This window comes from Amphritea sp. GJ51-11 (assembly GCF_055808735.1).
In genome coordinates, this window is the sequence record NZ_CM147881.1 from 3,713,917 (window position 1) to 3,737,643 (window position 23,727).

Genomic DNA, 23,727 nt, shown 5'->3' on the forward strand with positions numbered 1-23,727 from the left:
CAGCCTCTAAATCAAAGGGATACAGCCGATGAGTAAGCGCGGTGTTAGCAACCAGAATTCAGCCACACGTTTCGATCAAGCCGTCGACCGCCATACCACTTCCAGTCAAAAATGGGAAAAATACCGCGATACCGATATTTTACCTATGTGGGTGGCCGATACCGACTTCATGGCCCCGCCAGCGGTAATCGAAGCCCTGCAGGCACGGGTGGATCATGGCATCTTTGGTTACACCAACACGCCGGCCGAGCTCAATCGGTTGGTGATTGAGCGGATGCAAACGCTTTACCAATGGTCGATTAGCGAAGAGTGGCTCGTTTGGTTACCGGGGCTCGTGTGCGGCCTTAACCTTGCCTGCCGCAGTGTCGGGGTAAGTCAAGATGAAGTCGCCACCGCTAAGCCGGTTTACCCTCCTTTTATGTCGGCACCGCGTTTATCTGATCGCCGCTTAATCACCGTGCCGATGGTTGAACAGCAACAACGCTGGCTAATCGATTTTGATGCCCTAGAACAGTCCATCACCGACGCCACCTCGCTGCTACTCTTTTGTAACCCCCATAATCCGGGCGGCACCGTCTACCGCCAAGAAGAGCTGCAACGACTCGCGGATATCTTTCTGAAACATGGACTTACCGTCTGCTCCGATGAGATTCACTGCGATCTGATTATGGAGCCAGGCCTAAAACATATTCCCCTTGGCTCACTCAACACAGAGATCGCTGCCAAAACCATCACCCTGATGGCCCCCAGCAAAACCTTTAATATTGCGGGGCTAGGTTGCTCCTTTGCCATTATTCCTGATCCACAGCGACGCAAACAGTTCCAACAGATACGTAAAGGGATCGTGCCGGACGTAAATTTACTGGGTTACACCGCAACGATGGCTGCTTACAAAGAGGGCGGCGAATGGCATCAACAACAGCTAAATTACCTTAAAGGCAACCGCGATTACCTGACCAAAGAGATCAATCAGATACCCGGCCTACGGCTCAATCCGGTCGAGGCCACTTATTTGGCATGGATCGATGTATCAGCCGCTAAATTAGAAAACCCCGCTCACTTCTTCGAGCAAGCAGGGGTAGGAATGTCTCCAGGACGAGATTTCGGCGATGATCGCTTTATGCGACTCAACTTTGGCTGTCCGCGCAGCATGTTAATTGAAGCCGTTGACAGGATTCGCCGCGCGATGTTGAGCCATTTGCCTAGTGGGTGAATACAACCGTTCTAAAATAGCGGAGTTGATAGAAGCAACCCCTGTTAATTTAATATGCCAACAAAAAAGCCTCTAATTCAGAGGCTTTTCTATCTAATCAACCAAGGCGCCGCCAGTATTCTTGGCGACTATGTGAATAAATTAGTTATATTAATTAACTAGATTTTGGATTGGCAATACCCAGAGTTTCCGTTGCCTTTCCATTCGCAAATGTTATTACCCTGAGAATCTGTAACTTTCTCACACTGTCCCTTGTTTTGCTTAACATTTTTACAGCTCTGTTCATTTGCCGCAGCATCTGCTGCCGCTTGAGCATCTGCTGCCGCTTGAGCATCTGCTGCAGCTTGGGCATCTGCTGCCGCTTGGGCATCTGCTGCCGCTTGAGCCGCTGCAATGGCCGCAGCTTGGGCTGCTGCATCCGCCGCTGCTTGAGCTGCTGCATCCGCCACTGCTTGAGCTGCTGCATCCGCCACTGCTTGAGCTGCTGCATCCGCCGCTGCTTGAGCTGCTGCATCCGCCGCTGCTTGAGCTGCTGCATCCGCCGCTGCTTGAGCTGCTGCATCCGCCACTGCCTGGGCTGCTGCATCTGCCGCTGCATCTGCCGCTGTACTACCTGAGCCACTACCTGAGCCACTACCTGAGCCACTACCTGAGCCACTACCTGAGCCACTACCACTACCACTAGCCCCTGCGCTCGTGCTAGCTAAGCTTGCTAACGTACAAGATGTCGAGGTGCTGCTAGTCCCAGACACACAAGACGTAGGCAGGTACTCAGCAGCAACACCAGAACCTTGTGGCGAAGTACACTGCCAACCAACAATGAGATCACTATTACATTCAGGCACAAACTGTAAAACGTTGTTATTGCCGAGTTGATCCAACTTATACTCAACATTAATAATACCGTCAGCAATGGTAACAGCCTCAATAGCGTCCGTCTTATAGTCAGCAAGGTTCAATCCCAAACCCGCATCAGTTGGGGGGATTTCACCCTCTTGCATCAATTCATCAGCCATCCGTAGCTTAACCGGGCTTACCATACTAAACCCTTCAGACACCTCAGCTCTGGTTGTATAGCCAGTGTAAGCAGGTATTGCTATTGCAGCCAACACCCCTACCACCGCTAATGAAACCAAAATTTCTATCAGTGTAAAACCGGAATGACTTTTTTTCATATATGAGCCTTATTCTGCAACCACAATTGGTTATTTAATAAACAGTATAATCTACATTGCATAGATTATCGTGTTCCAGCCCTAGATATCATCCTCACTATGGGAGGTTACAACCAAACACGAAACAGACGCTTAGGTATGAAAAAGAGAGACAGCGTGTATTTGGCTCAGCATTAGAGCGAAAACAACCACAACCAACCGGAAGACTTACGACGATAACGCTTTATTAACTACGAATTCACTTCAATGCAACAGGTAAAATCAGGCCCGCTCAAACGGTAGGGCAATCACATCACTAATATTCTCGGTTCCTAGCGCCAACATGACTAACCGGTCAAGCCCGATAGCAACCCCTGCACACTCAGGCACACCACTCTGCAATGCGTCCACCAGCAGTTGATCAGTCGGTCTAAGCGGTAAACCTTCGGCTTGGCGCTGCAGGATATCTTGTTGAAAACGACAAGCCTGCTCGTCACCATCAGTCAGTTCAAAGTAACCATTTGCGAGTTCAACACCTGCCACGAATAGCTCAAATCGACAGGCAACTAAGTCCCCTTCAGCATCGAGCGCCGTGCGTGCCAATGCCGCCTGACTCGCGGGATAATCATAAACAAACACCGCACCTTGATCCGCCAACTGCGGTTCGATCACATGGGACATCAACAGGTTCAGCCAGTTATCTCGGTTATCGTCCTCCATCTGAATATCGATATGCTGTCGAGTTGTCGCGGTGAGCTCTGCAACAGTGACCGTTTGGAGGTCTATTTGAAGGTATTGCCGAAATAACTCCGCATAGCTGATGCGCTGAAAGTCATTCAGCCTGATAAGAGGGCCCACCAGCATTTCAACCTCATCCATCAACTGATGATGGTCAAATCCGGGCCTATACCACTCTAACATGGTAAATTCTGGATTATGACGCCGCCCACATTCACCGTTACGAAACGCTTTACAGATCTGATAGATCGCCCCGCTTCCTGAAGCAAGTAGCCGCTTCATGGCATACTCAGGCGAGCTTTGTAGATAGCGCGTCTGCTCCTGCTGGCCCGGCAAAGGATGATAACAACACTCAATCGTATCGATATAAGGATCACTCACTGCAGCCGACGTCATCAGAGGCGTTTCCACTTCGAGCACATGGCGGGCGGCAAAAAAGCCCGTATTTGAGCAAATATCTCAGCTCGACGTCGAAGGTTTTCAAGCGGTGCGGTTGCCCGCCACTGTTCACTCATTAAAATCACTCATTAATACAAACCACCGTAGTAAAAGCATATCGACTATCCAGACATCGCCGCTCCTGCGCATCCCTGCACCCGCGGCATACACTGATAAAAACACCTGTACATCGCAGCTCCTGCGCATCCCTGCGCTCGCGGCATACACTGATACAAATACCTGTACATCGCCGCTCCTGCGCATCCCTGCGCCCGCGGCATACCGTACATCCTGTACATAAAATGGCAGCCGAAGCTGCCATTATTGAGGTAATACAAGCGCGTTAGAAACGCGGGATTACTTATGCACGAGAAACGTAATCACCTGAACGGGTATCAATTTTCAAGATATCGCCCTGTTCAATAAACAGTGGTACACGCACCACCGCACCGGACTGCAATTTAGCCGGCTTAGAGCCACCCTGTGCAGTATCACCTTTCAGGCCGGGATCGGTTTCAACCACTTCTAATTCAACAAAGTTTGGCGGTGTAATCGAGATAGGGTTGTTATTCCACAGCGTCACCAAACACTTATCCTGTTCCTTAAGCCATAGGTGAGCATCGCCAATAGCGGTTTTATCCGCAGCAACCTGTTCATAACTTTGTGGGTCCATGAAGTGCCACATTTCACCATCGCAATACAGATATTCCATATCCGTATCCATGACATCAGCCCCTTCAGCGGTTTCGTTCGACTTGAAAGTACGCTCCCATGTACGACCCGTAATTAGGTTTTTCAGTTTAACGCGGGTGAAAGCCTGTCCTTTACCTGGTTTAACGAATTCAACATCTACCATTGAACAAGGATCACCCTCGATCATCACTTTCAGGCCGTTTTTAAACTGGTTGGATGGGTAATTTGCCATATTGATCTCGAAATAGATTAGACTCAGGTGATCTGTTGCCACCGCAAAATTGACACACATTCTACTTGAAAGGAGAATGCGAGCAAATTTTCCAGCGAAATTATTCAAATATGAATTCAATCATACCATTACCGGACACTTGGCAGACTCTGCTTAGCCAGACGTTAGAGAGTCCGGAAGAGCTGATTCGTTATCTTCAACTGCCAGAAACCATGCTACAAGGCGCGCAACGTGGCCATGCCGAGTTTGCCATGCGCATTCCTCGCCCCTGGCTCGATCGCATAGAGAAAGGCAATATTAACGATCCGCTCCTACGACAGGTGTTACCACTGGGCGAAGAACTGGATGATGTACCCGGGTTTACGCAAGATCCACTGGAAGAGAGGCATAGCAATCCCGTGGACGGATTGATCCATAAATATAAAGGCCGTGTGCTGATCATACTCACCGGTGCCTGTGCGATTAACTGTCGCTACTGCTTTCGCCGCCACTTTCCCTATGCTGAAAACCGTCTCGGGCCGCAGCAATGGCAGAAAATTTTGGCCTATATTTCCGCCGATAGCAGCATTACCGAAGTGATTTTTTCTGGTGGCGACCCGCTAGTTTCCAGTGATACCCGTTTAAAACAGTTTATTTCGGATCTCGAACAGATCCCCCATCTCACTCGGTTAAGGATTCACAGCCGCCTACCGGTAGTGCTGCCGCAACGAATTACCGACACCCTAACATCGATTCTGAACCAGAGCCGTCTCAACGTGGTCACAGTCATTCATAGCAACCATCCACAAGAACTCGATGACCAAGTGGCCTCAGCGATCCAACGCCTTCGCCAAGCGGATGTGACCGTATTAAACCAAGCGGTCCTTCTGCGAGGCGTCAATGACAGCCTGGACATTCTTAAGGCGCTGAGTGAAAAACTATTCAATATCGGTGTATTACCCTATTATCTGTTTACCTTTGATCCGGTCAAAGGTGCGGCGCACTTTGACCTTCCTGATGCGGAAGCAAAGCAGCTATTACGTCAGTTACAGGATCAACTTCCCGGCTACCTAGTCCCCCGCTTAGCGCGAGAGATTCCCGGCCGTGGGGCTAAAACCTTGCTGTTTATCGATCAGGATTAAAAGGCGATGTCACAGAAATACCAACAGCACCCGCTGCAAACAGCCTTACTTTTTCTAGCGGCATTGATGTTCGGTTTTGGTGCCTTAGTTCAGATAGCCGACCAACGAGATAAATCCGCGCAGCAGAGTCCAAAAAGCCTCGACATTCAATATCGTCCAGTCACCACCGCCGGCGATATTCTCCACCTGACAAACCCCACCTCTGCGGTCGCCTACACCTCCGTTGTTTCATTGGCGAAACTGCCTGTCTCAGATAAAAAACAACGTTTTATTGCACTACTGCTGCCGGCTATTCTCATCAGTAAACAGCGATACCAACAACAGCGGCTTAAACTCGCCAGAATCCTCGCCAGTGACCGTCCGACTAGTTTGGAACAGGCTTGGCTGGACCAGATGATGGTGCAATATGAAGCTCAAACACCGGCACAACTTAAGCGACGCATGATTAACCTGCCCAACAGTCTGATATTAGCTCAGGCGGCGCTTGAAACTGGCTGGGGAAGTTCTCGATTTTTTGTTAAAGCGAATAATGTTTTCGGTATCTGGTCATTCGATCCAAAGGAAAAACGGATCATGGCAAGCCAACGGCGAGAAGGTAAGGCGATCTACGTTAAACGCTATGATTCGCTACTAGGCGCGATAGACGACTATTTTTTAACATTGGGAAAGGGCAGCGCCTACACTGAATTGCGTCAAGCTGCACAAAAAAGTCAGGACAGCCTAAAACTCATACATCATTTACATCGTTATAGTGAGTTAGGTGACGAGTATATTCAGCGTTTGGAATCGATTATCCGCCGCGACAAACTAAAAAAATACGATAGTTATAACTTATAACACTGTGACACGTTCACTGGAGCTGACGAGGTTTCATCAATTAACGATCATCTTCGCCACTGACCTGCTGCAACAATTTGTCCAGCGGCTCTGGGTAACCTAACCCGTAACCCTGCCCATAATCCACACCGATATCTCGCAGCATATCGCATATTTCATCATTTTCGACAAATTCTGCGATGGTGGTTTTATGCATCACATGGCCAATATCATTGATCGATTTAACCATTGCTTGATCTAGCTCGTCATCCAAAATGCCTTTAACAAACATACCATCAATTTTAAGGTTATCCACCGGCAGGTTCTTCAAATACGCAAAGGAAGATAGCCCACTGCCAAAATCATCTAATGAGAACTGGCAACCATAGGCCTTTAACGCATTAATAAACCGCTGAGCTTCCACAAGGTTCGCAATGGCTGCCGTTTCTGTGATCTCAAACTTCACTTTATAAGGCAGTAAAGTGGAGCTTTCCAGGTGCCGAATAATGGCATCTTTAATGCGCGGATCACCCAGGCTTCCACCGGAAAGGTTAATAGCACAACAACCAAAAGAGCGGCTGAATTGAGTGAAGTTTCGATTCAACCAAGCAAAAGCGTGACTAACGACCCACTCATCAATTCGGCCCGCTAACTGGTAACGCTCCGCAGCAGGCAGAAATGCACCGGGGGGAACAACATTTCCTTCCCGATCTTTCATTCTAAGCAGGATTTCTACATCGGGTTTCAGGCAGGTGTTCTGCAAGGGGACAATCAACTGACCGTAGAGCATAAAACGATTTTCTTCGAGGGCTGCATTAATCTCTGAGACCCAATGCATCTCACCCTCTCGCTGGGCCAACATTTCATTACCCTGGGTATAGAGATGTACCCGGTTACGGCCAGCATCCTTTGCGGTATAACAGGCAGAATCCGCCTGTTTAAGCACTTCGGTTAAATTAGCCGAATGCTCTGTAATAGCGACGACCCCAATACTCACACCGATATTAAAGGCTTGCTGCTCCCAGCAAAATTTAAACTCAGCAATCGAGTCCCGTATATTTTCAGCGACGGTATAGGCTTTTTCGAGTGGACAATTTTGCAACAGTATCCCGAACTCATCCCCCCTAGACGGGCAAGAGTATCATTCGAGCGCACCTGACTCTGCAGCATTGAGGCAATCTGACGCAACAGCTCATCGCCAGCCACATGGCCGCAGGTATCATTCACAACCTTAAACTGATCTAAATCGAGGAAACAAAAGGCATGCTGACACCCCGGCGGGCGTTGATGCTGAAACATAGCCTGTAAACGCATTTCAAATTCGCGCCGATTAATCAAGCCTGTTAGTTGATCATGACTAGCATGATAACTCATCTGTTCTGAAATCAGTCGGTTCTCGGTGACATCCAGCAGAGTCACCACATAGTTAGTCAACTGACCTTCAAGATCATAGATCGGCGCGATATTCACTTGCGCCCAATACAGCATGTTCGATTTTTTCGGTTACCCAGCTCGCCACCCCAATTGGGCTGATTGATCAATTGCTGCCAGATATCCTGATATGAAATACCGCCCGGCTGTTTGAAATGCAATATATCAATATGCTTGCCAACCACGTCGTCAAAAGTAAAGCCGGTTTCTTCCGTAAACCGCGGACTTGAATACTCTATCTCGCCATCCGGCAGGGTAATCAGCACCATATTAGGACTAAACTCTACCGCTTTTGAAACCTTAAGTAGTTGCTGCTCAGTCCGGCGACGCTCTTCTACTTCATACTGTAAGGATGCGGTTTTTTCTTTAACCTCCCGACTAATTCGAAGTGTTGTGCCGGTTAGAGAGAGTAGCCAGCCCCCGAGCAATGCCGTAAATAGCATTCCGCCCAATAAAATAATTGAGCTGCTCCATTGTGTAAAATTCACTAGGAAAGCTGGCTTGGCATGATATTCGAACAGATAAATCCGCCCACCCATAAAATATTCACGCGTCCAGACAAGTTCTTCTATCGCGTTTTCAGCTTGCATACCGGTGGGATAAAGCTGGACAGGGTCATCGGTAATATCAAATAGTTGAAGATTAATCTGTTCTGCCAGATCCGCACGATCTTTTAACACCGCGGAGACAAAGTCGCCAATACGATAAACGGCGGCGACAACCCCTTCATCCGACAAACCATTATCAATTCCCCGATGGTCAACATGCAGGTATTCAACGACCCCCCACTGAGCAGCGGACTCCTGAACTAAGCGAATCGGCGCCGTTGCGACCGCACCATTATCCAGCCGCGCTCTGTCTAAAGCTTCCATTGCCACAGGATTACTCGCGATATCAAAACCAAACGCGCGCTTATTCTCGACAAAAGGCACGATATAACTCACCGGATAATAAAACGGTCTCTCGGCAGCGGGTATGAGTTGATCACCTTCTCCAGCTTCGAATATATGTTCCGGCATACCTTCTGTGGCTTCATACGTCGACCGGTTCGCATTAACAATACGCGGCGTCCACTCCAGCGCTTGCAGCTCGGGATAACGCGTCAAAATATGGGCGGTAAAGCGAGTAAAGTCATCTTTATCGATATTATTGCTACTCAAGAAAAGACTACGCAGCGAAAACAGCACCTCTCGGCCCGCCTCCAGTCGGTTCTCCATACTCGAATGTAGCTGCTCCGATTGTTGGTTAAACTTTAATCGACGTTCCTGTAGCTCGTAACTTTTCGTTATCGAAAACAACACCACAATCACGACCAACAACCCGGTCAGTGGTAAAACGATCGCGAACTTGCGGGAATATAGAGAGCTCTGTTGCGTGGCAAAAATCGCCATTAAAATAGGTGTAACAACAATGGCCCCGATGCTATCGCCAATAAACCACGTCAGCCAACTAATAAAAAAATGCTCCCAGCCAATCCCCCCGAAGAGCAACAAAATCAATGTCGCGGATAGACTCGCTAATACCGATGCTAAAGGTCCAATAATCAGTAAAAATAGCGTAATTTGCTTCTCGCCAATTAAATTCGGATAACCGCCCATCAATCGATAGACTAACCAAACCGCACTCGCCGCTTCCAACACCGCCGCGCTACTGAGTAACGACATCAAGGCTATCGAGCGAACAAAAGCTTCCACGCTACTCACATCAAGCCAAGTCGTGGCATAAAAGATCATTAAGGCAACAAACAAACCAAAACAGACACGATAACCCCGTAGCAGAACGGCGGTAATCGCTACGCCGGCAGAAGGCCAAACCGCCGAAGCATCACTCGGAGGAATCGATAAAAGGTCTTCTGAAAGAAATGCCAGCAACAGATAAGCAATACCCGGCAAAACATGGGTACAAAACAGACCGGTTATACGATCGAACGGTCTAACAGGAAGGATTGACTGCGACGACATAGGTAAATTGCATTCTCTGTTTAAATACTGGTCGATAAAAATCCTAAAGCAGCGTTTACGCGCTGCTCAGTCGATATTGAGCCAAAACGGACGGATCTGCAAAATAACTTTGTCTAAACCACCGTCAGACGTTGGATAATCCATCCAACAAACCAACACATTTTAAGTGCGAAATACTAAAGCTGATGTTCATCGCACTATAAAGGCGCTAACGAAAACACTCTAATTAAAATGCCAGATATATGCGTTTATACACGCATCATAAACGATGAATCCCTAAATCCATATTAAAACACGGTTAATAGGGCCTACAGGGTAATCATAGGAAGATGATCTGAGCCAAACGACATAAACGAAATAAACGAAATAACACGATAGAAGAACAGAACAGCAAGGATTAACAAATCCAGTATTCATGTGTTACTCGGTTGTATTACTGAGATATGACGACCGCAGGACAGTGCGGGCGTCAAAATTGAATAGCTTATAGCGCGTTAAGGATTTCTTGGCGGCATCACCGGAAAAGGTGTCACGGTGCCCTTCACTTCAGTAATTTTTGCCGGTCCCTGATGTTTAACCTCGTCAATACGGATGACCGCCTGCATAGGAATATAGCTTCTTTCGACGTCTTCAAACTGTTTTTTTAATTTTTCTTCGGTCGGATCAACAACCATTGCACTCTGACTACCAAAGACGATATTTTCTATCTCAAGAAAGCCCCAAAGATCACTTTGGTAGACATTCTGCGCATAGATCTCGTAGATCTCGTTCTGATTAAGAAATTTTATCCGGTAGATCGGGTCACTTGCCATAGTTCATCATACTCAACAAAAGGGTTTACTGCGGTTATTATGGGGGCGCTTTAGCTGATTACAAGTGATCATCTAGAGCGGTTAAAAACTATGCAGTTTGATTGCCATAAAGTATAATTCCCGCCCTTTTAATTTCTCCAAGATGTGAAACAGGTGTGCCATGGCCAAAAAGCTATTCATTAAAACCCACGGTTGCCAGATGAACGAATACGATTCATCGCGAATGGCCGATCTGCTGGGCGAAAGCCATGAACTTGAGCTAACCGACAATCAGGAAGAAGCCGACGTGCTGCTGCTGAACACCTGTTCGATTCGGGAAAAAGCTCAGGAAAAGGTATTTCATCAATTAGGCCGCTGGCGCAAACTGAAAGCGAAGAACCCCGACCTAAAGATCGGCGTGGGCGGTTGTGTTGCCTCTCAAGAAGGTGACGCAATCCTCAAACGGGCGCCCTATGTGGATATGATCTTTGGCCCACAAACCCTGCATCGTCTGCCTGAGATGATCGATATCACCAATGCCGGCACCCATAAAAAAGGCATCGTCGATATTAGCTTCCCAGAGATCGAAAAATTCGACCACCTCCCCGCCCCACGGGTTGAAGGTGCCGAAGCATTCGTCTCAATCATGGAGGGTTGCAGTAAATACTGCACTTTCTGCGTTGTGCCTTACACCCGTGGCGAAGAAGTTAGCCGGCCAATGGATGATATTATCGCCGAAGCGGTGGAGCTATCTGAACAGGGGGTTCGCGAAATCCACCTGTTAGGCCAGAATGTCAACGCCTATCGAGGTGACACCCACGACGGTGATAGCGCCGATCTCGCCGAGCTGATTCGCTGCATCGCAGGCATAGAAGGTATCGATCGCATCCGTTTCACCACCTCCCATCCGGTTGAATTTAGCGACAGTTTAGTCGAGGTTTACCGCGAAGTGCCCGAACTGGTGAGCTTCTTGCATCTACCCGTACAAAGTGGTTCAGACCGTATTTTGATGGCGATGAAACGGGGCCACATGGCGCTGGAGTACAAATCATTGATTCGTAAGATTCGCGCCGCCCGCCCAGATATTACCCTGTCATCAGATTTTATTATTGGCTTTCCTGGCGAGACCGAAGCCGACTTCGAAGCCACCATGAACCTGATTGCCGAGATCGGCTTCGATAACTCCTATAGCTTTATATATAGCCGTCGCCCCGGCACACCCGCTGCCGACCTGCCTGATGATGTATCGGAAGAGACTAAAAAACAGCGGCTCAACATTCTACAGAACCGTATCACCCAGCAAGCATTGCAGATTAGCCGTCGCATGGTCGACACGGTGCAGCGTATTCTGGTTACCGATTACTCTCGTAAAGATCCTGGCATGCTGCAGGGACGCACCGAAAATAACCGGGTAGTCAATTTCCGCTGTGATAACCCGGATCAGATCGGCCACTTTGCCGATGTCCGTATCGCAGAGGTCTATACCAACTCCCTATTAGGTGAGTTAGTCGGTTCAGAGCTGGACGGCACACTGCAATAAGCAATAACGGTTAAGCGCTATACTCAGCCCTGCCGAGACGCTAAATTAAACAGATTCGTTATCTTAAGGATTCATTCTTGAATACAGCGCAAACCATTCAGCTCACCCTAGAGCCGGATAATACTCAATCACTCGCGAACCTTTGCGGTCAGCTCGATGAGCATCTGCGGTTGATCGAACAACGGCTGGGCATTGAGATCAGCAACCGAGGCAACCATTTTAAACTGGCAGGCAAATCAAATGTTGTGCGCGCCGGTGCCAAAATGCTCGAACAGCTTTATGAAGACGCTGAAAAGGGTGAACAGATCACCCCGGATCAGATCCACCTATTACTGCAACAATCCGGTATTGAGCAGCTATCAGGAAGTGAACCTGCCCCGGTATATCAGGCCGACATTGCGATTCAAACCCGTAAAACCCTGATTCGTCCCCGTGGACCAAATCAGCAGAGCTATGTCCGTACTATTTTGACCCACGATATTAATTTCGGGATCGGTCCTGCCGGCACCGGCAAAACTTACCTCGCGGTGGCCTGCGCCTGTGAGGCCCTAGAGCGTGAAGAGGTTAGCCGTATTTTATTGGTGCGCCCGGCCGTTGAAGCGGGTGAGAAGCTGGGTTTTCTGCCCGGTGACCTCAGTCAAAAAGTCGACCCTTACCTGCGGCCACTCTACGACGCCCTCTATGAAATGTTGGGAATCGAACGGGTCAGCAAGCTAATCGAACGTAATGTGATCGAAGTGGCACCACTGGCCTATATGCGTGGCCGTACCCTCAACGGTTCATTCGTTATTCTCGATGAAAGCCAGAATACCACCCGGGAACAGATGAAAATGTTTCTGACGCGCATTGGCTTTGGCTCAACCGCAGTCATCACCGGTGATACCACACAGATCGATCTACCTAAAGGAGTCCGCTCCGGCCTGATTCATGCTAGCGAAGTCCTCAAGGACGTCAAAGGTATCGGCTTTACCCGCTTTACCGCCAAAGACGTGGTCCGCCATCCGCTGGTCGGCCATATTGTTGAGGCCTATGATCACTATGAACAACATCACGACGATCAGTCCGCTAACCAACAGGGGCGCCGATGACTTACTTTGTTGACCGTCAGTGTCAAATCACCGATGAAAACCTCCCGAGCGAAGCGCAGCTAACCGCGTGGGTTAGCGCCGCCCTAAAAGGCCGACTAGAGGATGCCGAACTATCGATCCGTATCGTCGACGCCGAAGAGAGCCGGACTCTTAACCATCAATACCGTGGTAAGGACAGCTCAACCAATGTGTTATCCTTCCCATTCGAGATGCCTGAGGGCATAGAACTTGACCTGCTGGGCGATCTGGTCATTTGCGCAGAGGTTGTTGCCCGCGAGGCGGAGCAACAAAATAAGCCACTATTGAATCATTGGTGTCATATGGTCGTGCATGGAGTCTTGCATCTGCTTGGATTCGACCATATAAATAACGCTGAAGCAGAAGAGATGGAACAGCTGGAACGGGACATTCTTGCCGGCTTAGATATACCTGACCCTTATTTAGTTTCTGAATAAGTCTGACACCTAACACACGGAGCACCACATGAGCGAAGAGCGATCGGGACATGGCCAGAATAAATCCTGGCTGGGCAAGCTCTCCCAGATTTTTTCTGACGAGCCGAAAACCCGGGAAGATCTGTTGGCCGACCTAAAAGACGCCACCGATGAAAACGTTCTGGATCAAGAAGCCTTTAGCATCATTGAGGGCGCTATGCAGGTTGCTGACCAGCAGGTACGTGATGTTATGATCCCCCGTTCACAGATGATTTTAGTTGAAGCAGACCAAACTCCGAAAGAGTTTCTACCCATCATCATCTCTTCGGCTCACTCTCGCTTTCCAGTCATTGGTGAAAACCCCGATGATATTCTCGGAATATTGCTGGCCAAAGATTTACTGCCACTTATTCTCGATGAAAACCATCTAGAAAACTTCGACATTCGACAATACGTGCGTAAAGCGACCTTCATTCCTGAGAGTAAGCGTCTTAATGTGCTGCTCAAAGAGTTTCGAGCGACCCGTAACCATATGGCGATTGTGGTTGACGAATACGCCGGGGTTTCCGGGGTCATTACCATCGAAGATGTGCTCGAACAGATTGTCGGACAGATAGAAGATGAACACGATGTCGAAGATGATGACGGCAATATCAAACCCTTTGACGATAACGGCTATATTGTTAAAGCCCTGACTCCCATCGAAGACTTTAACGAATTTTTTGATATCGGTATGCCGGATGATGATTTTGACACCATCGGCGGTCTGGTTACGCAAAAATTTGGGCACTTACCCCGTAAAGATGAGAGCGTTGAAATCGATGCTTTTACCTTTAAGATTCTCAGCGCCGATAACCGACGTATTCGCCTACTACAGGTGACTCGTTCAGAGCCGGTCAAACAATAATGACCCATCGCACCCCCAATATATTTTGGCGTGTCCTGCTGGCCACAATAGCTGGCGCGCTTGCGCCACTGTCCTTGGCGCCGTTTGACTACTGGTATTTAGGGGGAGTGTCCGTTGCCCTGCTGTTTACACTGCTACACAACTGCGCCCCCCGCATCGGCGGATGGCTCGGCTGGTGTTACGGTTTAGGCTTCTTCGGCAGCGGAGTTTCTTGGGTGTTTGTCAGTATTCATGAATACGGCAACGCATCGACGCTCTTAGCCGGCTCGATGACGGCCCTGTTTGTCGCCGCATTGGCTATTTTATTTGCTATACAGATATGGCTTTATACTCGTCTATTTCGCAACCTAATCGGTTTTTGCGCCCTCTGGCTACTATTTGAATGGCTACGTAGCTGGTTGTTCACCGGTTTCCCTTGGCTCTACCTAGGCTACGGCCTCGTAGACACCCCTCTAGCGGTGTTTGCACCACTAGGCGGCGTCTGGCTACTCAGTCTCTATGTTGTGCTCAGCAGCACCTTAGTGGTTACCTTTTTAAAACGTCTAAAACATCCACTACAGGCTGCTGCTATTCTGATGGTGCTAGGACTCCCCTGGGTTGCGGTTGATCAAAACCAGATTCCCCATAACTGGACCACCGCCGTAGGCGAACCTATTGACGTCATGGTGGTACAAGCCAACATTCCACAACAGCTAAAGTGGCGACCCAGTGAACTTGAGGCAATTTTACAGACCTACACCAACCTCAGTCAGGATAGTGACAAGGTTGACCTACTGATCTGGCCAGAAACCGCCATTCCAAGTTTCTATCGTACCGCTAGCGTGATGCTCAGCCCACTGATAACCCATCTCGAGAACAACAATACCGCTTTGATCAGTGGCATCCCGTCGATCCACCGTGATTCAGATGCTCCTAAAGGGCGGCGATACACCAATAGCCTCAGGTTGTTTGCCGGCGGTAGTGGTAGCTATGATAAGCAGCGCTTAGTGCCGTTTGGCGAATATGTACCACTGGAAAATCAGTTACGCGGTATGATTGATTTTTTCGATCTGCCGATGTCCGAATTTAGCCTTGGTGCACCGAATCAGCCGTTGCTAGAAGCCGCCAACAGTCAGATTGCTCCTTTTATCTGTTATGAGATCGCCTATCCAGAACTGGTGAGAGAACAGAGCTTACACAGCGATCTATTACTCACCGTCAGTAACGACACCTGGTTTGGCCACTCAAGCGCGCCCGCTCAGCATCTACAGATAGCCCAGATGAGAGCATTAGAAACCGGTCGCTGGGTGATTCGCTCAACCAATAATGGTATCAGCGCATTGATTTCACCTGAGGGTAAAATTAACGCAACAATACCTCAGTATGAACAAGCCGTTTTGACCGGTGAAGTTCAGCGTATGCAGGGCCTCACTCCTTATCAGGAGTGGGGCATTAAGCCATTACAGATTGTTATTGGCTTGCTGTTATTGATCGGACTCTTCACTGCTCCACGGAGCAGACTGGCGCGTAAAGGTCTCTGAACCACATTTTGGACAGACCTCTAATCGGCTAGTGCTGGTATGCACTACCAATTCGCCACAGCTAACACAGGTAAAACTCCCCGCGGCGGCTGTGTCGCCCGCATGATAATGATCTTCGCCTTCAGCTAGACGCTGCTCTAATTCGGTAATACCAATGCGGGTTCGATCAGCCAGATCCATCAATTGAGCAGCTACCGTTTGTTCCAGAGCATCCAGATCGAAATTCAACCAGGCAGCAATCCCCTCACCGGTTTCATGGGCGTAATAACCCAACTGCTTGAGATCGCGTTTAAGGTAGGCACTCAATAGATCCATCTCATCACGGGTCATATCTTCAGCAGCTAACTCTAACGCGACCGCTTCTTCAATTTTCTGCTGCAGATAATCCCATGACCAATGCTCTGCGGATTCTAATTCTTGACGTAAACGACCTAATACCCGGTCATATTGTGCACTACTGTCTTTGCCGCGACGCTCTTTATTACCCTTGTTACTCATATCACTCTCCAAAGCGGACTTAAAACTATATGTAGCATTGCATATATTGTATCCTATGCAACACACTTGAAACTATCCTTTGACCGGCATCCCATAATAGCCGGTTTTTTATCATCAGAGTCAAAATGAACGAACAATATAATCCGCAGCATATTGAGCCTGAAGTACAGAAACACTGGGTCGACAACCAGAGCTTCAAAGCCACTGAAGACCCGTCAAAAGAGAAGTTCTACTGCCTCTCCATGTTCCCCTACCCGAGCGGTCGGCTACACATGGGACACGTACGTAACTACACGATTGGCGATGTGGTTTCCCGTTACCAGCGAATGCAGGGCAAAAATGTCCTGCAACCGATGGGATGGGATGCGTTCGGCTTGCCTGCGGAAAACGCGGCTCTGAAAAACAATGTACCTCCAGCCAACTGGACCTACGAAAACATCGATTACATGCGCACCCAGCTGAATCTGATGGGCTTCGGCTATGACTGGAACCGTGAAATTGCCACCTGCCACCCCTCTTATTACCGTTGGGAACAGTGGTTCTTTACCCGGCTGATGAAAAAAGGCTTAGTCTACAAAAAAGACTCTGAAGTTAACTGGGATCCCGTTGACCAAACAGTATTGGCTAACGAACAGGTTATCGACGGCCGCGGCTGGCGCTCCGGTGCCTTAGTTGAACGCAAAAAGATCCCTCAATGGTTCTTAAAAATCACCGATTACGCCGATGAGCTATTGGATGATCTCGACAAGCTAGATGAGTGGCCTGAGCAGGTTCGCACTATGCAGCGTAACTGGATTGGCCGCTCTGAAGGGGTTGATCTAAGTTTCCACGTGGAAGGTTTCGGCGAACTCGAAGTGTTCACCACCCGTCCCGACACGCTCATGGGTGTAACTTATGTAGCAGTCGCTCCTGGCCACCCACTGGTGCAGCAGGCTATCGCCGGCAATCCTGAGCTGAGCGCCTTTGTCGACGAATGCAAAAACATGAAAGTGGCCGAAGCCGATATGGCCACCATGGAGAAAAAGGGCTTTGCCCTGGGTATTGAAGCAACTCACCCGCTCACCGGCGAAAAAGTACCGGTTTGGACCGCTAATTTCGTTTTGATGGACTACGGTTCAGGCGCGGTCATGTCGGTTCCTGCACACGATCAGCGGGATTACGAATTTGCTAAGAAGTACAACTTGCCAATCAAACAGGTCATCCGTCCGGCGGATAATCGTGACATCAACATAGACCAGGAGGCCTTCACCGAAAAAGGTGTATTGGTTAACTCTGGCGATTTTGATGAGCTAGACTTTGAAGTCGCCTTTAAAGCGATCTCGTCTGAACTGCACAGCAAAGGCAAGGGCAAAATCACCATTAACTATCGACTGCGTGACTGGGGTGTCTCCCGTCAGCGTTATTGGGGTACACCTATCCCAGTGATTAACTGCGATAGCTGTGGCGCCGTACCAGTACCCGAAGACCAACTCCCTGTCGTATTACCTGTAGATGTGACGTTTGACGGTGTTGGCTCACCAATCAAGAAGATGGATAGCTTCAAGAAAACCACTTGCCCTACCTGTGGTGGTGATGCCGAGCGGGAAACCGACACCTTTGATACCTTTATGGAATCCTCTTGGTATTACGCTCGCTATGCCTGCCGTAATGCCGATACCATGTTGGATCCGGAAGCGGCTAACTACTGGTTACCGGTGAATCAATATATTGGCGGTATTGAACACGCTATTCTGCACCTGCTTTACTCTCGCTTCTTCCACAAGTTGATGCGTGATGAGGGACTGGTTAACTCTGACGAGCCGATCGAGCGACTCCTGTGCCAAGGCATGGTACTAGCAGATACCTATTATCGCGATGATGAAAACGGCGGTAAAACCTGGATTCCACCCACTGAAGTAAAAGTTGAACGCGACGAGAAAGGTCGAGTGACGCAGGCTGTTCATATCGTCGATGGCCAACCGGTGGAATCAGCAGGCATGGGCAAAATGTCCAAGTCGAAAAACAACGGTATTGACCCGCAACTCATGATCGATAAATACGGCGCGGATACCGTGCGCCTGTTTATGATGTTTGCTGCGCCGCCAGAACAATCCTTGGAATGGTCTGATTCCGGTGTCGAGGGTGCTCACCGCTTCCTCCGTCGCCTGTGGAAACTGGTGTTCGATCACCTTCAATTCCCCGGTGACGTGGTTGCACTGCAACCGGATAGCCTTGATGATCGCCAAAAAGAGTTGCGCCGTAAAACACACGAAACCATCAAGAAAGTATCCGATGATGTTGAACGTCGTCAGACATTCAATACCGCGATTGCCGCAGTGATGGAACTCAGCAATGCCATCAGCCGCTTTGTTGATGCCAGCGATCAGGGTCGTGCCGTCGTACGTGAAGCCCTCACCGCCGCTGTGCAACTACTCGCACCGATTGTGCCGCACATCACCCATCAACTGTGGGCTGATCTCGGCAACAGCAATAACTTACTGGAAGCACCTTGGCCAGTGGTCGATGAAGACGCATTGACCCTCGCTAATGTACAGATGGTGGTACAGGTCAACGGTAAAGTGCGCGGCAAAATCACTCTACCCGCCGACTCTGAAGAAAGCATCGTCCTGCATACAGCTTTGGCCGATGAAGGTGTTCAGCGTCACATGGATGGCAAAACAATCCGCAAACAGATTGTTGTGCCAAATAAACTCGTCAACATCGTTGTAGGTTAAAGGATAAACATGACTCGCTGCCACAGCCGGCTATCGGCCACTGTATTTCTGACTGTTTGCTGTCTGCTGCTATCTGCCTGTGGGTTTCACCTCAGAGGCAGTGCAGATATAGCCGAACCACTGCGGCAGCTAACGCTGGTAACACCGGAACGTTCCCGCAGCCAGCTAGCACCGGTTCTCCGGCGGCTACTGGAAGCAAACGGTGTCAGCGTTAATCACGGTGCGACAGGCTATCTGCTCCAAATCACTTCAGAGAAACGTGAGCGAAGTGAAGCCACCCTCGGGGCAGATGCGGACATTGATGAATATGAACTGTCCACCACCGTGAGCTTCCTGATTAAAGATCCACAGGGTGAAATCGTGCTCGAACACAGTCTACAAATCGAACGCATCTACGATTACGATGCCGATGAAGAGACGGCTAGTAACGCACAGGAAGCCCAGCTCTACCTCGAGATGGATCAACATCTCGCAAACCAGATCCTGCGGTTCTACACCAACGTAAAACCTGCTACACCCTAGACGCTAACTCCAGACATCAGGTCCTATGAAAATAAAACCGGAGCAACTTGCCAGCAAACTCAGCCAGCACCCGGCTCCGGTTTATCTCGTCACCGGGGATGAAACCCTGCTGATTGAAGAGAGCTGCGATTTACTACGTCAACACCTGCACGCGATCGGCTTTAACGAACGAGAAACCCTACATGTCGAAAGCGGCTTCAAGTGGGAATATCTACTCGAATGCGCTAACGCATTATCACTGTTTGCCGAACAGAAAATCATTGAACTAAGACTCGGTAGCCAAAAACTCAATAAGCAGGCCAGCGAAATTTTACGTGAATACCTGCAACGCCCCGCCGAAGATAATGTATTGCTCATTATCGCCGACAAGCTTGATGCTTCAGCTAAGAAAAGCGCCTGGTTTAAAGCAATCGACCAACAGGGCATTATTGTCGAAATTTGGCCTGTCGATTTACAACAGCTGCCCGGTTGGATTAATAATCGCGCCCAACGGATCGGTTTGACGCTAGAAAACGATGCGACACAGCTACTGTGCGAACGTATCGAAGGCAATCTATTGGCCGCTAAACAAGAGCTCGATAAACTCAATCTACTCTATGCCGGCCAAAACGTCAGTGTCGATATGGTCATGGACAGCGTTTCAGACAGCTCCCGCTATGATATCTATGGCCTAACTGAAGCCGCTATTCTACAGCAGGTGCCCCGCTGCACTAAAATCATTGAAGTACTGCGCCAAGAAGGCACCGAAGCCTCGGTCGCCCTCTGGGCCGTCGCCCGCGATATTCGCTCACTGGTCGCCATCCAAAACGGGCTTCAAAAGGTACTCCGTTGGACACTCTCTGTCAGCGAGAACGCATCTGGGGCAACCGTAAAAACCAGATGCGTAATGCTGCCCAACGACTCTCCGCCGACAAACTCAGACAGATGCTCAGCCGCTGTTCCGAAGCGGATGCTCAAATTAAAGGTGAACTCGGTGATGCATGGCTAACACTCACCGGAATCATTCTACAACTAGCCGGAATCGAGCTGCTCCAGTACTAAAAACCGCCAACTAGACACACAGCTAATTAAACAGACGCATTTCTCTAGTCATGCGCTTCAAACAAACAACCCCTTCTCTGTAACAACGACTACACTCAACTCACTGAGAACCACTGAGCCAACCGGGCCGATACAGTTCTAGCCGCTGAAGGCTTGAGCTCTGACGCTCGAACTAAAGCAGACCAGCCCAAATCGATACCTTCCTCACCCAACCCGATCGCTGTAACGCTGCCATTTTTAATCGCTGATTGAACCGCCCAACGAGACAAAATACTGACGCCAAACCCTGCGGCAATCAATTCGATAATGGCATCGGTCACTTCAACTACCGTCACCAGATGCGGTACCACCCCTGAAGGACGAATAAAGCGCTCATATTCAAACCCTGGTTGAGTCGACTTGCTATAGGTCAAGTAGTGCTCGCCTTGTAAGTCAACCGCTTCGATAAAGGGTTTACGGGCCAATGAATGGCTTGAACCGGTTATCAACACCAACTCATCCCGAAGTACCGCGATCGAATCAATACCCGGAATCGCCAAATAACCCGGTGCCAACACAACATCAACCGTACCGTCCTGCAAATTACTAAGCGGATTTTGGGTAGCCGAAGCAACGAGCTCTAGCTGTATATCGGGCTCTTGTTGCGATATCGCGTGTAGAAATGCTGGCAACCAGTGATAACAACTATAAGCGGCAACACCAAAGCGAACCACCGTGGTTTTATTCACCGCCATCTGCTGAAAATCAAACTCCGCACGCTGCAGCGCCGGAATAACTTGATTCGCGGTCTGCGTCATCGCACGGCCCGCTGCGGTCTGCCTTAACCGTCGCCCTTCCCGTTCAAACAGTACGCCACCAAGACGCCGCTCAGCTTCAGCAAGCCGGTGGCTTAACGCCGATTGGGTAATACCAAGCACATAAGCGGCTTGCCTTAATGTTCCAGTATCATCGATCGCTTTGAGCATCGCCCAATGCTTGATATCCAATCGCATCTATTTTCCTCAGCGTTTATATCGATAGCGCGTTAATAAAGCCCACAACATGCACAAAACTCATCAATAGCGCACCTTATTCACTTTTTTCCTAATCAAACTCGCGCTATTGTGCAGCCAAATAGAGGGAATGTTAATAACGTGGACAATAAATCAACTATCAATGGTCAATATCTAGTCGCAATGTCGGCCTGTTTATATGGCTTAAACCCCTTTTTTGCCCAACTCCTCTTTCAGCAGGGGTTAGGGGCAGAGATGGTCAGCCTGTATCGGTTTATTCTGCCGGCACTCTTTTTCATTTTCTTCCTGCGCACTCCCCAAGTAAATCGAACTGAAGCTTGTCGCTCCTTAGTACTTGGCATTATCAGCGGCGTGGCCATTTTTGGTTATTTCCATGCCCTAGAAACCATTCCTGCGGCCACGGCTATCTTGATCTATTACAGTTATCCCGTGTTTAGCGTATTAATCGGCTGGTTAGCATTTCATCGCACTCCCTCACAAAACGGGTTGATCTCTGCAGCGCTCGTCGCCATAGCAGCATCATTAACTATCCGCCCTGAAATTCTGCCGCCGGGCACCCTATGGGCGATGATTGGTTGCTTTCTAGCCCCTCTCACCGTAGCCACTCAGGTACAATACCTGTCGAGCCCTAAAAAACAGATACCGACCCTCAATAGAATGGCATGGATAACAATCGGACATATTCTGGTCTTGCTGCCAATCGCTATCTGGACGGCTCCGGTGCATATATTGCCGGCTTCATTCTCGGGAGTTATCGCTGTCTTAGGTATCGCACTGCTCGCTGCAGCTATTCCTCAGATCTTATTTATGAAAGGTGCACCCCGATCTTGCGCCGATAAAAACGCCTTAACGGGATCATTAGAATTAGTGGTGGCGTTACTCACAGGGGCCATTCTATTAGGACAGCAACTCGACCGTTTAGAACTTACCGCGATGACATTGATTGTGTTAGCGTTGTTTATCAAACAGGTCAAAAAAGAACCTAAGATTGAGGCACTGCCGGGTACACGGCAGACATAGAGAGGTTGACGCTCAAAAATAGCATTAGAAAAACTAACCATCAACGGCCAAGTCAATAGCGGCCTGCGTTATCGGCGTCGATCTATTTAATCCGAAATAATGCCGAATTGAAGGCTCGACGCCGTCGCACACCCTTTAGGCTAAATGATGGCTGACCTCTGTTTCAAGCATAATATTGTCATCTAGCGGACAACGATGGCAAACCTCTTTAAAGAATTTAGCTTTTTCGACATCTGTTAAATCAGCATCTATAGTCGCTTTAACAACGATGGACTGAAAACCGATCCGATCTTCAGTCGGCTTACCCAGCAGACCCGCAGGGTTCATCGTACCATCAACCTCAATATCCATCCCCCGCAGCTCGATCTTTTGCTGAGTTGCCGCCAGACGAGCGATACTGGCAATACAGCCGCCTAATGAAAACAGAAAAAATTCGAGTGGTGTCGGGCCTGCATCACTACCACCGGCTTTTATCGGCTGATCAATGGTCACTTTATGGCCACGAATATCGGCATTGATCTGACAACCCGCTTGCATCGATGCCCGAACAGAAATCACTTTATTAGCAGACATAATCACCACCTTAAATTAACAAAGACTATATAAGAAAAACCTAATGTTAATTATTATCGCACAAGCTCATCGCCAAGATGAAGAGGAGTAGTCAAACACAAGCGTTTATAGTCCACCGGCACTGAGTTTAAACAGTGGCAGGAGGTAATCGAGAGGTTTTTATCAGATACCCGCGCGGCTAAAACCGATCGTCTAATATATTATCGCTTTATCGAAGCAGGGTACGCAGGCAAGATAGAAACATAAAAGCGCCGCTCACCACCTTTCAA

The 23,727-nt window shown here is 48.9% G+C and carries 21 protein-coding genes and 2 pseudogenes; 13 read left to right on the forward strand and 10 right to left on the reverse strand.

The genetic code is table 11. The features are described from left to right. The first annotated feature begins 28 nt into the window (after positions 1-28). A complete protein-coding gene (locus AC0L4K_RS16680) occupies positions 29-1,213 on the forward strand; it encodes a MalY/PatB family protein (RefSeq protein ID WP_473267265.1) in 1,185 nt (394 codons plus the stop codon). A 158-nt stretch (positions 1,214-1,371) separates the two neighbouring features. On the opposite strand, the gene AC0L4K_RS16685 is transcribed toward AC0L4K_RS16680, so the two are convergent. The 3 genes from AC0L4K_RS16685 to efp form a co-directional block, all read right to left on the reverse strand. Then, positions 1,372-2,388 (reverse strand): pilin, encoded by a 1,017-nt coding sequence (locus tag AC0L4K_RS16685; protein WP_473267266.1) that lies wholly within the window; start codon positions 2,386-2,388, stop codon positions 1,372-1,374. A 261-nt stretch (positions 2,389-2,649) separates the two neighbouring features. Further along, positions 2,650-3,501 carry an EF-P lysine aminoacylase EpmA gene (epmA, locus tag AC0L4K_RS16690; protein WP_473267267.1) on the reverse strand — a complete coding sequence of 284 codons (852 nt, stop codon included), beginning with the start codon at positions 3,499-3,501 and terminating at the stop codon, positions 2,650-2,652. 403 nt (positions 3,502-3,904) lie between these two features. Further along, positions 3,905-4,468: an elongation factor P gene (gene efp / locus AC0L4K_RS16695; protein WP_126157536.1), complete on the reverse strand. Its 564-nt coding sequence runs from the start codon at positions 4,466-4,468 to the stop codon at positions 3,905-3,907. A 110-nt stretch (positions 4,469-4,578) separates the two neighbouring features. On the opposite strand from efp, the gene epmB reads away from it, so the two are divergent. Continuing rightward, on the forward strand, positions 4,579-5,589 hold the full coding sequence (gene epmB, locus AC0L4K_RS16700; RefSeq protein WP_473267268.1) for an EF-P beta-lysylation protein EpmB: 1,011 nt from the start codon (positions 4,579-4,581) through the stop codon (positions 5,587-5,589). A gap of 6 nt (positions 5,590-5,595) precedes the next feature. Continuing rightward, positions 5,596-6,426, forward strand: a complete 831-nt coding sequence (locus AC0L4K_RS16705; protein ID WP_417223583.1) for a glucosaminidase domain-containing protein — start codon at positions 5,596-5,598, stop codon at positions 6,424-6,426. 40 nt (positions 6,427-6,466) lie between these two features. On the opposite strand, the gene AC0L4K_RS16710 is transcribed toward AC0L4K_RS16705, so the two are convergent. The 4 genes and pseudogenes from AC0L4K_RS16710 to AC0L4K_RS16725 all read right to left on the reverse strand — a co-directional run bounded on the left by AC0L4K_RS16710 (position 6,467) and on the right by AC0L4K_RS16725 (position 10,609). Continuing rightward, the gene (locus tag AC0L4K_RS16710; protein WP_473269241.1) at positions 6,467-7,267 is read right to left on the reverse strand and encodes an EAL domain-containing protein; all 801 of its coding nucleotides are present in this window, start codon (positions 7,265-7,267) and stop codon (positions 6,467-6,469) included. A gap of 78 nt (positions 7,268-7,345) precedes the next feature. Continuing rightward, a pseudogene (locus AC0L4K_RS16715) lies at positions 7,346-7,893 on the reverse strand (GGDEF domain-containing protein); the annotation flags it as partial. Continuing rightward, the gene (locus AC0L4K_RS16720) at positions 7,872-9,797 is read right to left on the reverse strand and encodes a CHASE domain-containing protein (RefSeq protein ID WP_473267270.1); all 1,926 of its coding nucleotides are present in this window, start codon (positions 9,795-9,797) and stop codon (positions 7,872-7,874) included. The pseudogene AC0L4K_RS16715 and the gene AC0L4K_RS16720, both read right to left, overlap by 22 nt. Before the next feature lie 494 nt (positions 9,798-10,291). Then, entirely contained in the window at positions 10,292-10,609 is a 318-nt protein-coding gene (locus tag AC0L4K_RS16725; RefSeq protein ID WP_417223581.1) for a DUF1820 family protein, read from the reverse strand. A gap of 160 nt (positions 10,610-10,769) precedes the next feature. Between AC0L4K_RS16725 and miaB the strand changes: the two genes are divergently transcribed. From miaB to lnt, 5 genes are all read left to right on the forward strand, one after another. Further along, positions 10,770-12,128: a tRNA (N6-isopentenyl adenosine(37)-C2)-methylthiotransferase MiaB gene (gene miaB / locus AC0L4K_RS16730; protein ID WP_417223579.1), complete on the forward strand. Its 1,359-nt coding sequence runs from the start codon at positions 10,770-10,772 to the stop codon at positions 12,126-12,128. 77 nt (positions 12,129-12,205) lie between these two features. Continuing rightward, a complete protein-coding gene (locus AC0L4K_RS16735) occupies positions 12,206-13,216 on the forward strand; it encodes a PhoH family protein (protein WP_417223578.1) in 1,011 nt (336 codons plus the stop codon). Next, positions 13,213-13,671: an rRNA maturation RNase YbeY gene (gene ybeY, locus AC0L4K_RS16740; protein WP_473267272.1), complete on the forward strand. Its 459-nt coding sequence runs from the start codon at positions 13,213-13,215 to the stop codon at positions 13,669-13,671. The genes AC0L4K_RS16735 and ybeY overlap by 4 nt, the downstream gene beginning before the upstream one ends. Before the next feature lie 28 nt (positions 13,672-13,699). Then, positions 13,700-14,557 (forward strand): HlyC/CorC family transporter, encoded by an 858-nt coding sequence (locus AC0L4K_RS16745; RefSeq protein ID WP_417223574.1) that lies wholly within the window; start codon positions 13,700-13,702, stop codon positions 14,555-14,557. Further along, complete coding sequence (gene lnt / locus AC0L4K_RS16750; protein WP_417223571.1) at positions 14,557-16,077, forward strand: apolipoprotein N-acyltransferase; 1,521 nt, start codon at positions 14,557-14,559, stop codon at positions 16,075-16,077. Before AC0L4K_RS16745 ends, lnt begins: the two co-directional genes overlap by 1 nt. Here the strand turns inward: lnt and AC0L4K_RS16755 are convergent. Further along, positions 16,021-16,575 (reverse strand): zinc ribbon-containing protein, encoded by a 555-nt coding sequence (locus tag AC0L4K_RS16755; RefSeq protein ID WP_473267274.1) that lies wholly within the window; start codon positions 16,573-16,575, stop codon positions 16,021-16,023. The two genes, lnt and AC0L4K_RS16755, sit on opposite strands and share 57 nt — an antisense overlap. 125 nt (positions 16,576-16,700) lie before the next feature. Between AC0L4K_RS16755 and leuS the strand changes: the two genes are divergently transcribed. From leuS to AC0L4K_RS16775, 4 genes and pseudogenes are all read left to right on the forward strand, one after another. Further along, entirely contained in the window at positions 16,701-19,289 is a 2,589-nt protein-coding gene (leuS, locus tag AC0L4K_RS16760) for a leucine--tRNA ligase (protein ID WP_417223566.1), read from the forward strand. A 9-nt stretch (positions 19,290-19,298) separates the two neighbouring features. After that, positions 19,299-19,811: an LPS-assembly lipoprotein LptE gene (locus tag AC0L4K_RS16765; protein WP_417223563.1), complete on the forward strand. Its 513-nt coding sequence runs from the start codon at positions 19,299-19,301 to the stop codon at positions 19,809-19,811. A gap of 25 nt (positions 19,812-19,836) precedes the next feature. Continuing rightward, positions 19,837-20,568: pseudogene (gene holA / locus AC0L4K_RS16770) on the forward strand (DNA polymerase III subunit delta); the annotation flags it as partial. A gap of 71 nt (positions 20,569-20,639) precedes the next feature. Further along, a complete protein-coding gene (locus AC0L4K_RS16775) occupies positions 20,640-20,852 on the forward strand; it encodes a hypothetical protein (RefSeq protein WP_473267275.1) in 213 nt (70 codons plus the stop codon). Positions 20,853-20,947: 95 nt separating this feature from the next. On the opposite strand, the gene AC0L4K_RS16780 is transcribed toward AC0L4K_RS16775, so the two are convergent. Further along, a complete protein-coding gene (locus tag AC0L4K_RS16780) occupies positions 20,948-21,844 on the reverse strand; it encodes a LysR family transcriptional regulator (RefSeq protein WP_473267277.1) in 897 nt (298 codons plus the stop codon). A 141-nt stretch (positions 21,845-21,985) separates the two neighbouring features. On the opposite strand from AC0L4K_RS16780, the gene AC0L4K_RS16785 reads away from it, so the two are divergent. Continuing rightward, positions 21,986-22,885, forward strand: coding sequence for a DMT family transporter (locus AC0L4K_RS16785; protein ID WP_473267279.1), 900 nt, complete (start codon positions 21,986-21,988; stop codon positions 22,883-22,885). Positions 22,886-23,020: 135 nt separating this feature from the next. Here the strand turns inward: AC0L4K_RS16785 and AC0L4K_RS16790 are convergent, their stop codons facing one another. Then, entirely contained in the window at positions 23,021-23,458 is a 438-nt protein-coding gene (locus tag AC0L4K_RS16790; RefSeq protein WP_473267281.1) for an OsmC family protein, read from the reverse strand. Between the last annotated feature and the right edge of the window lie 269 nt (positions 23,459-23,727).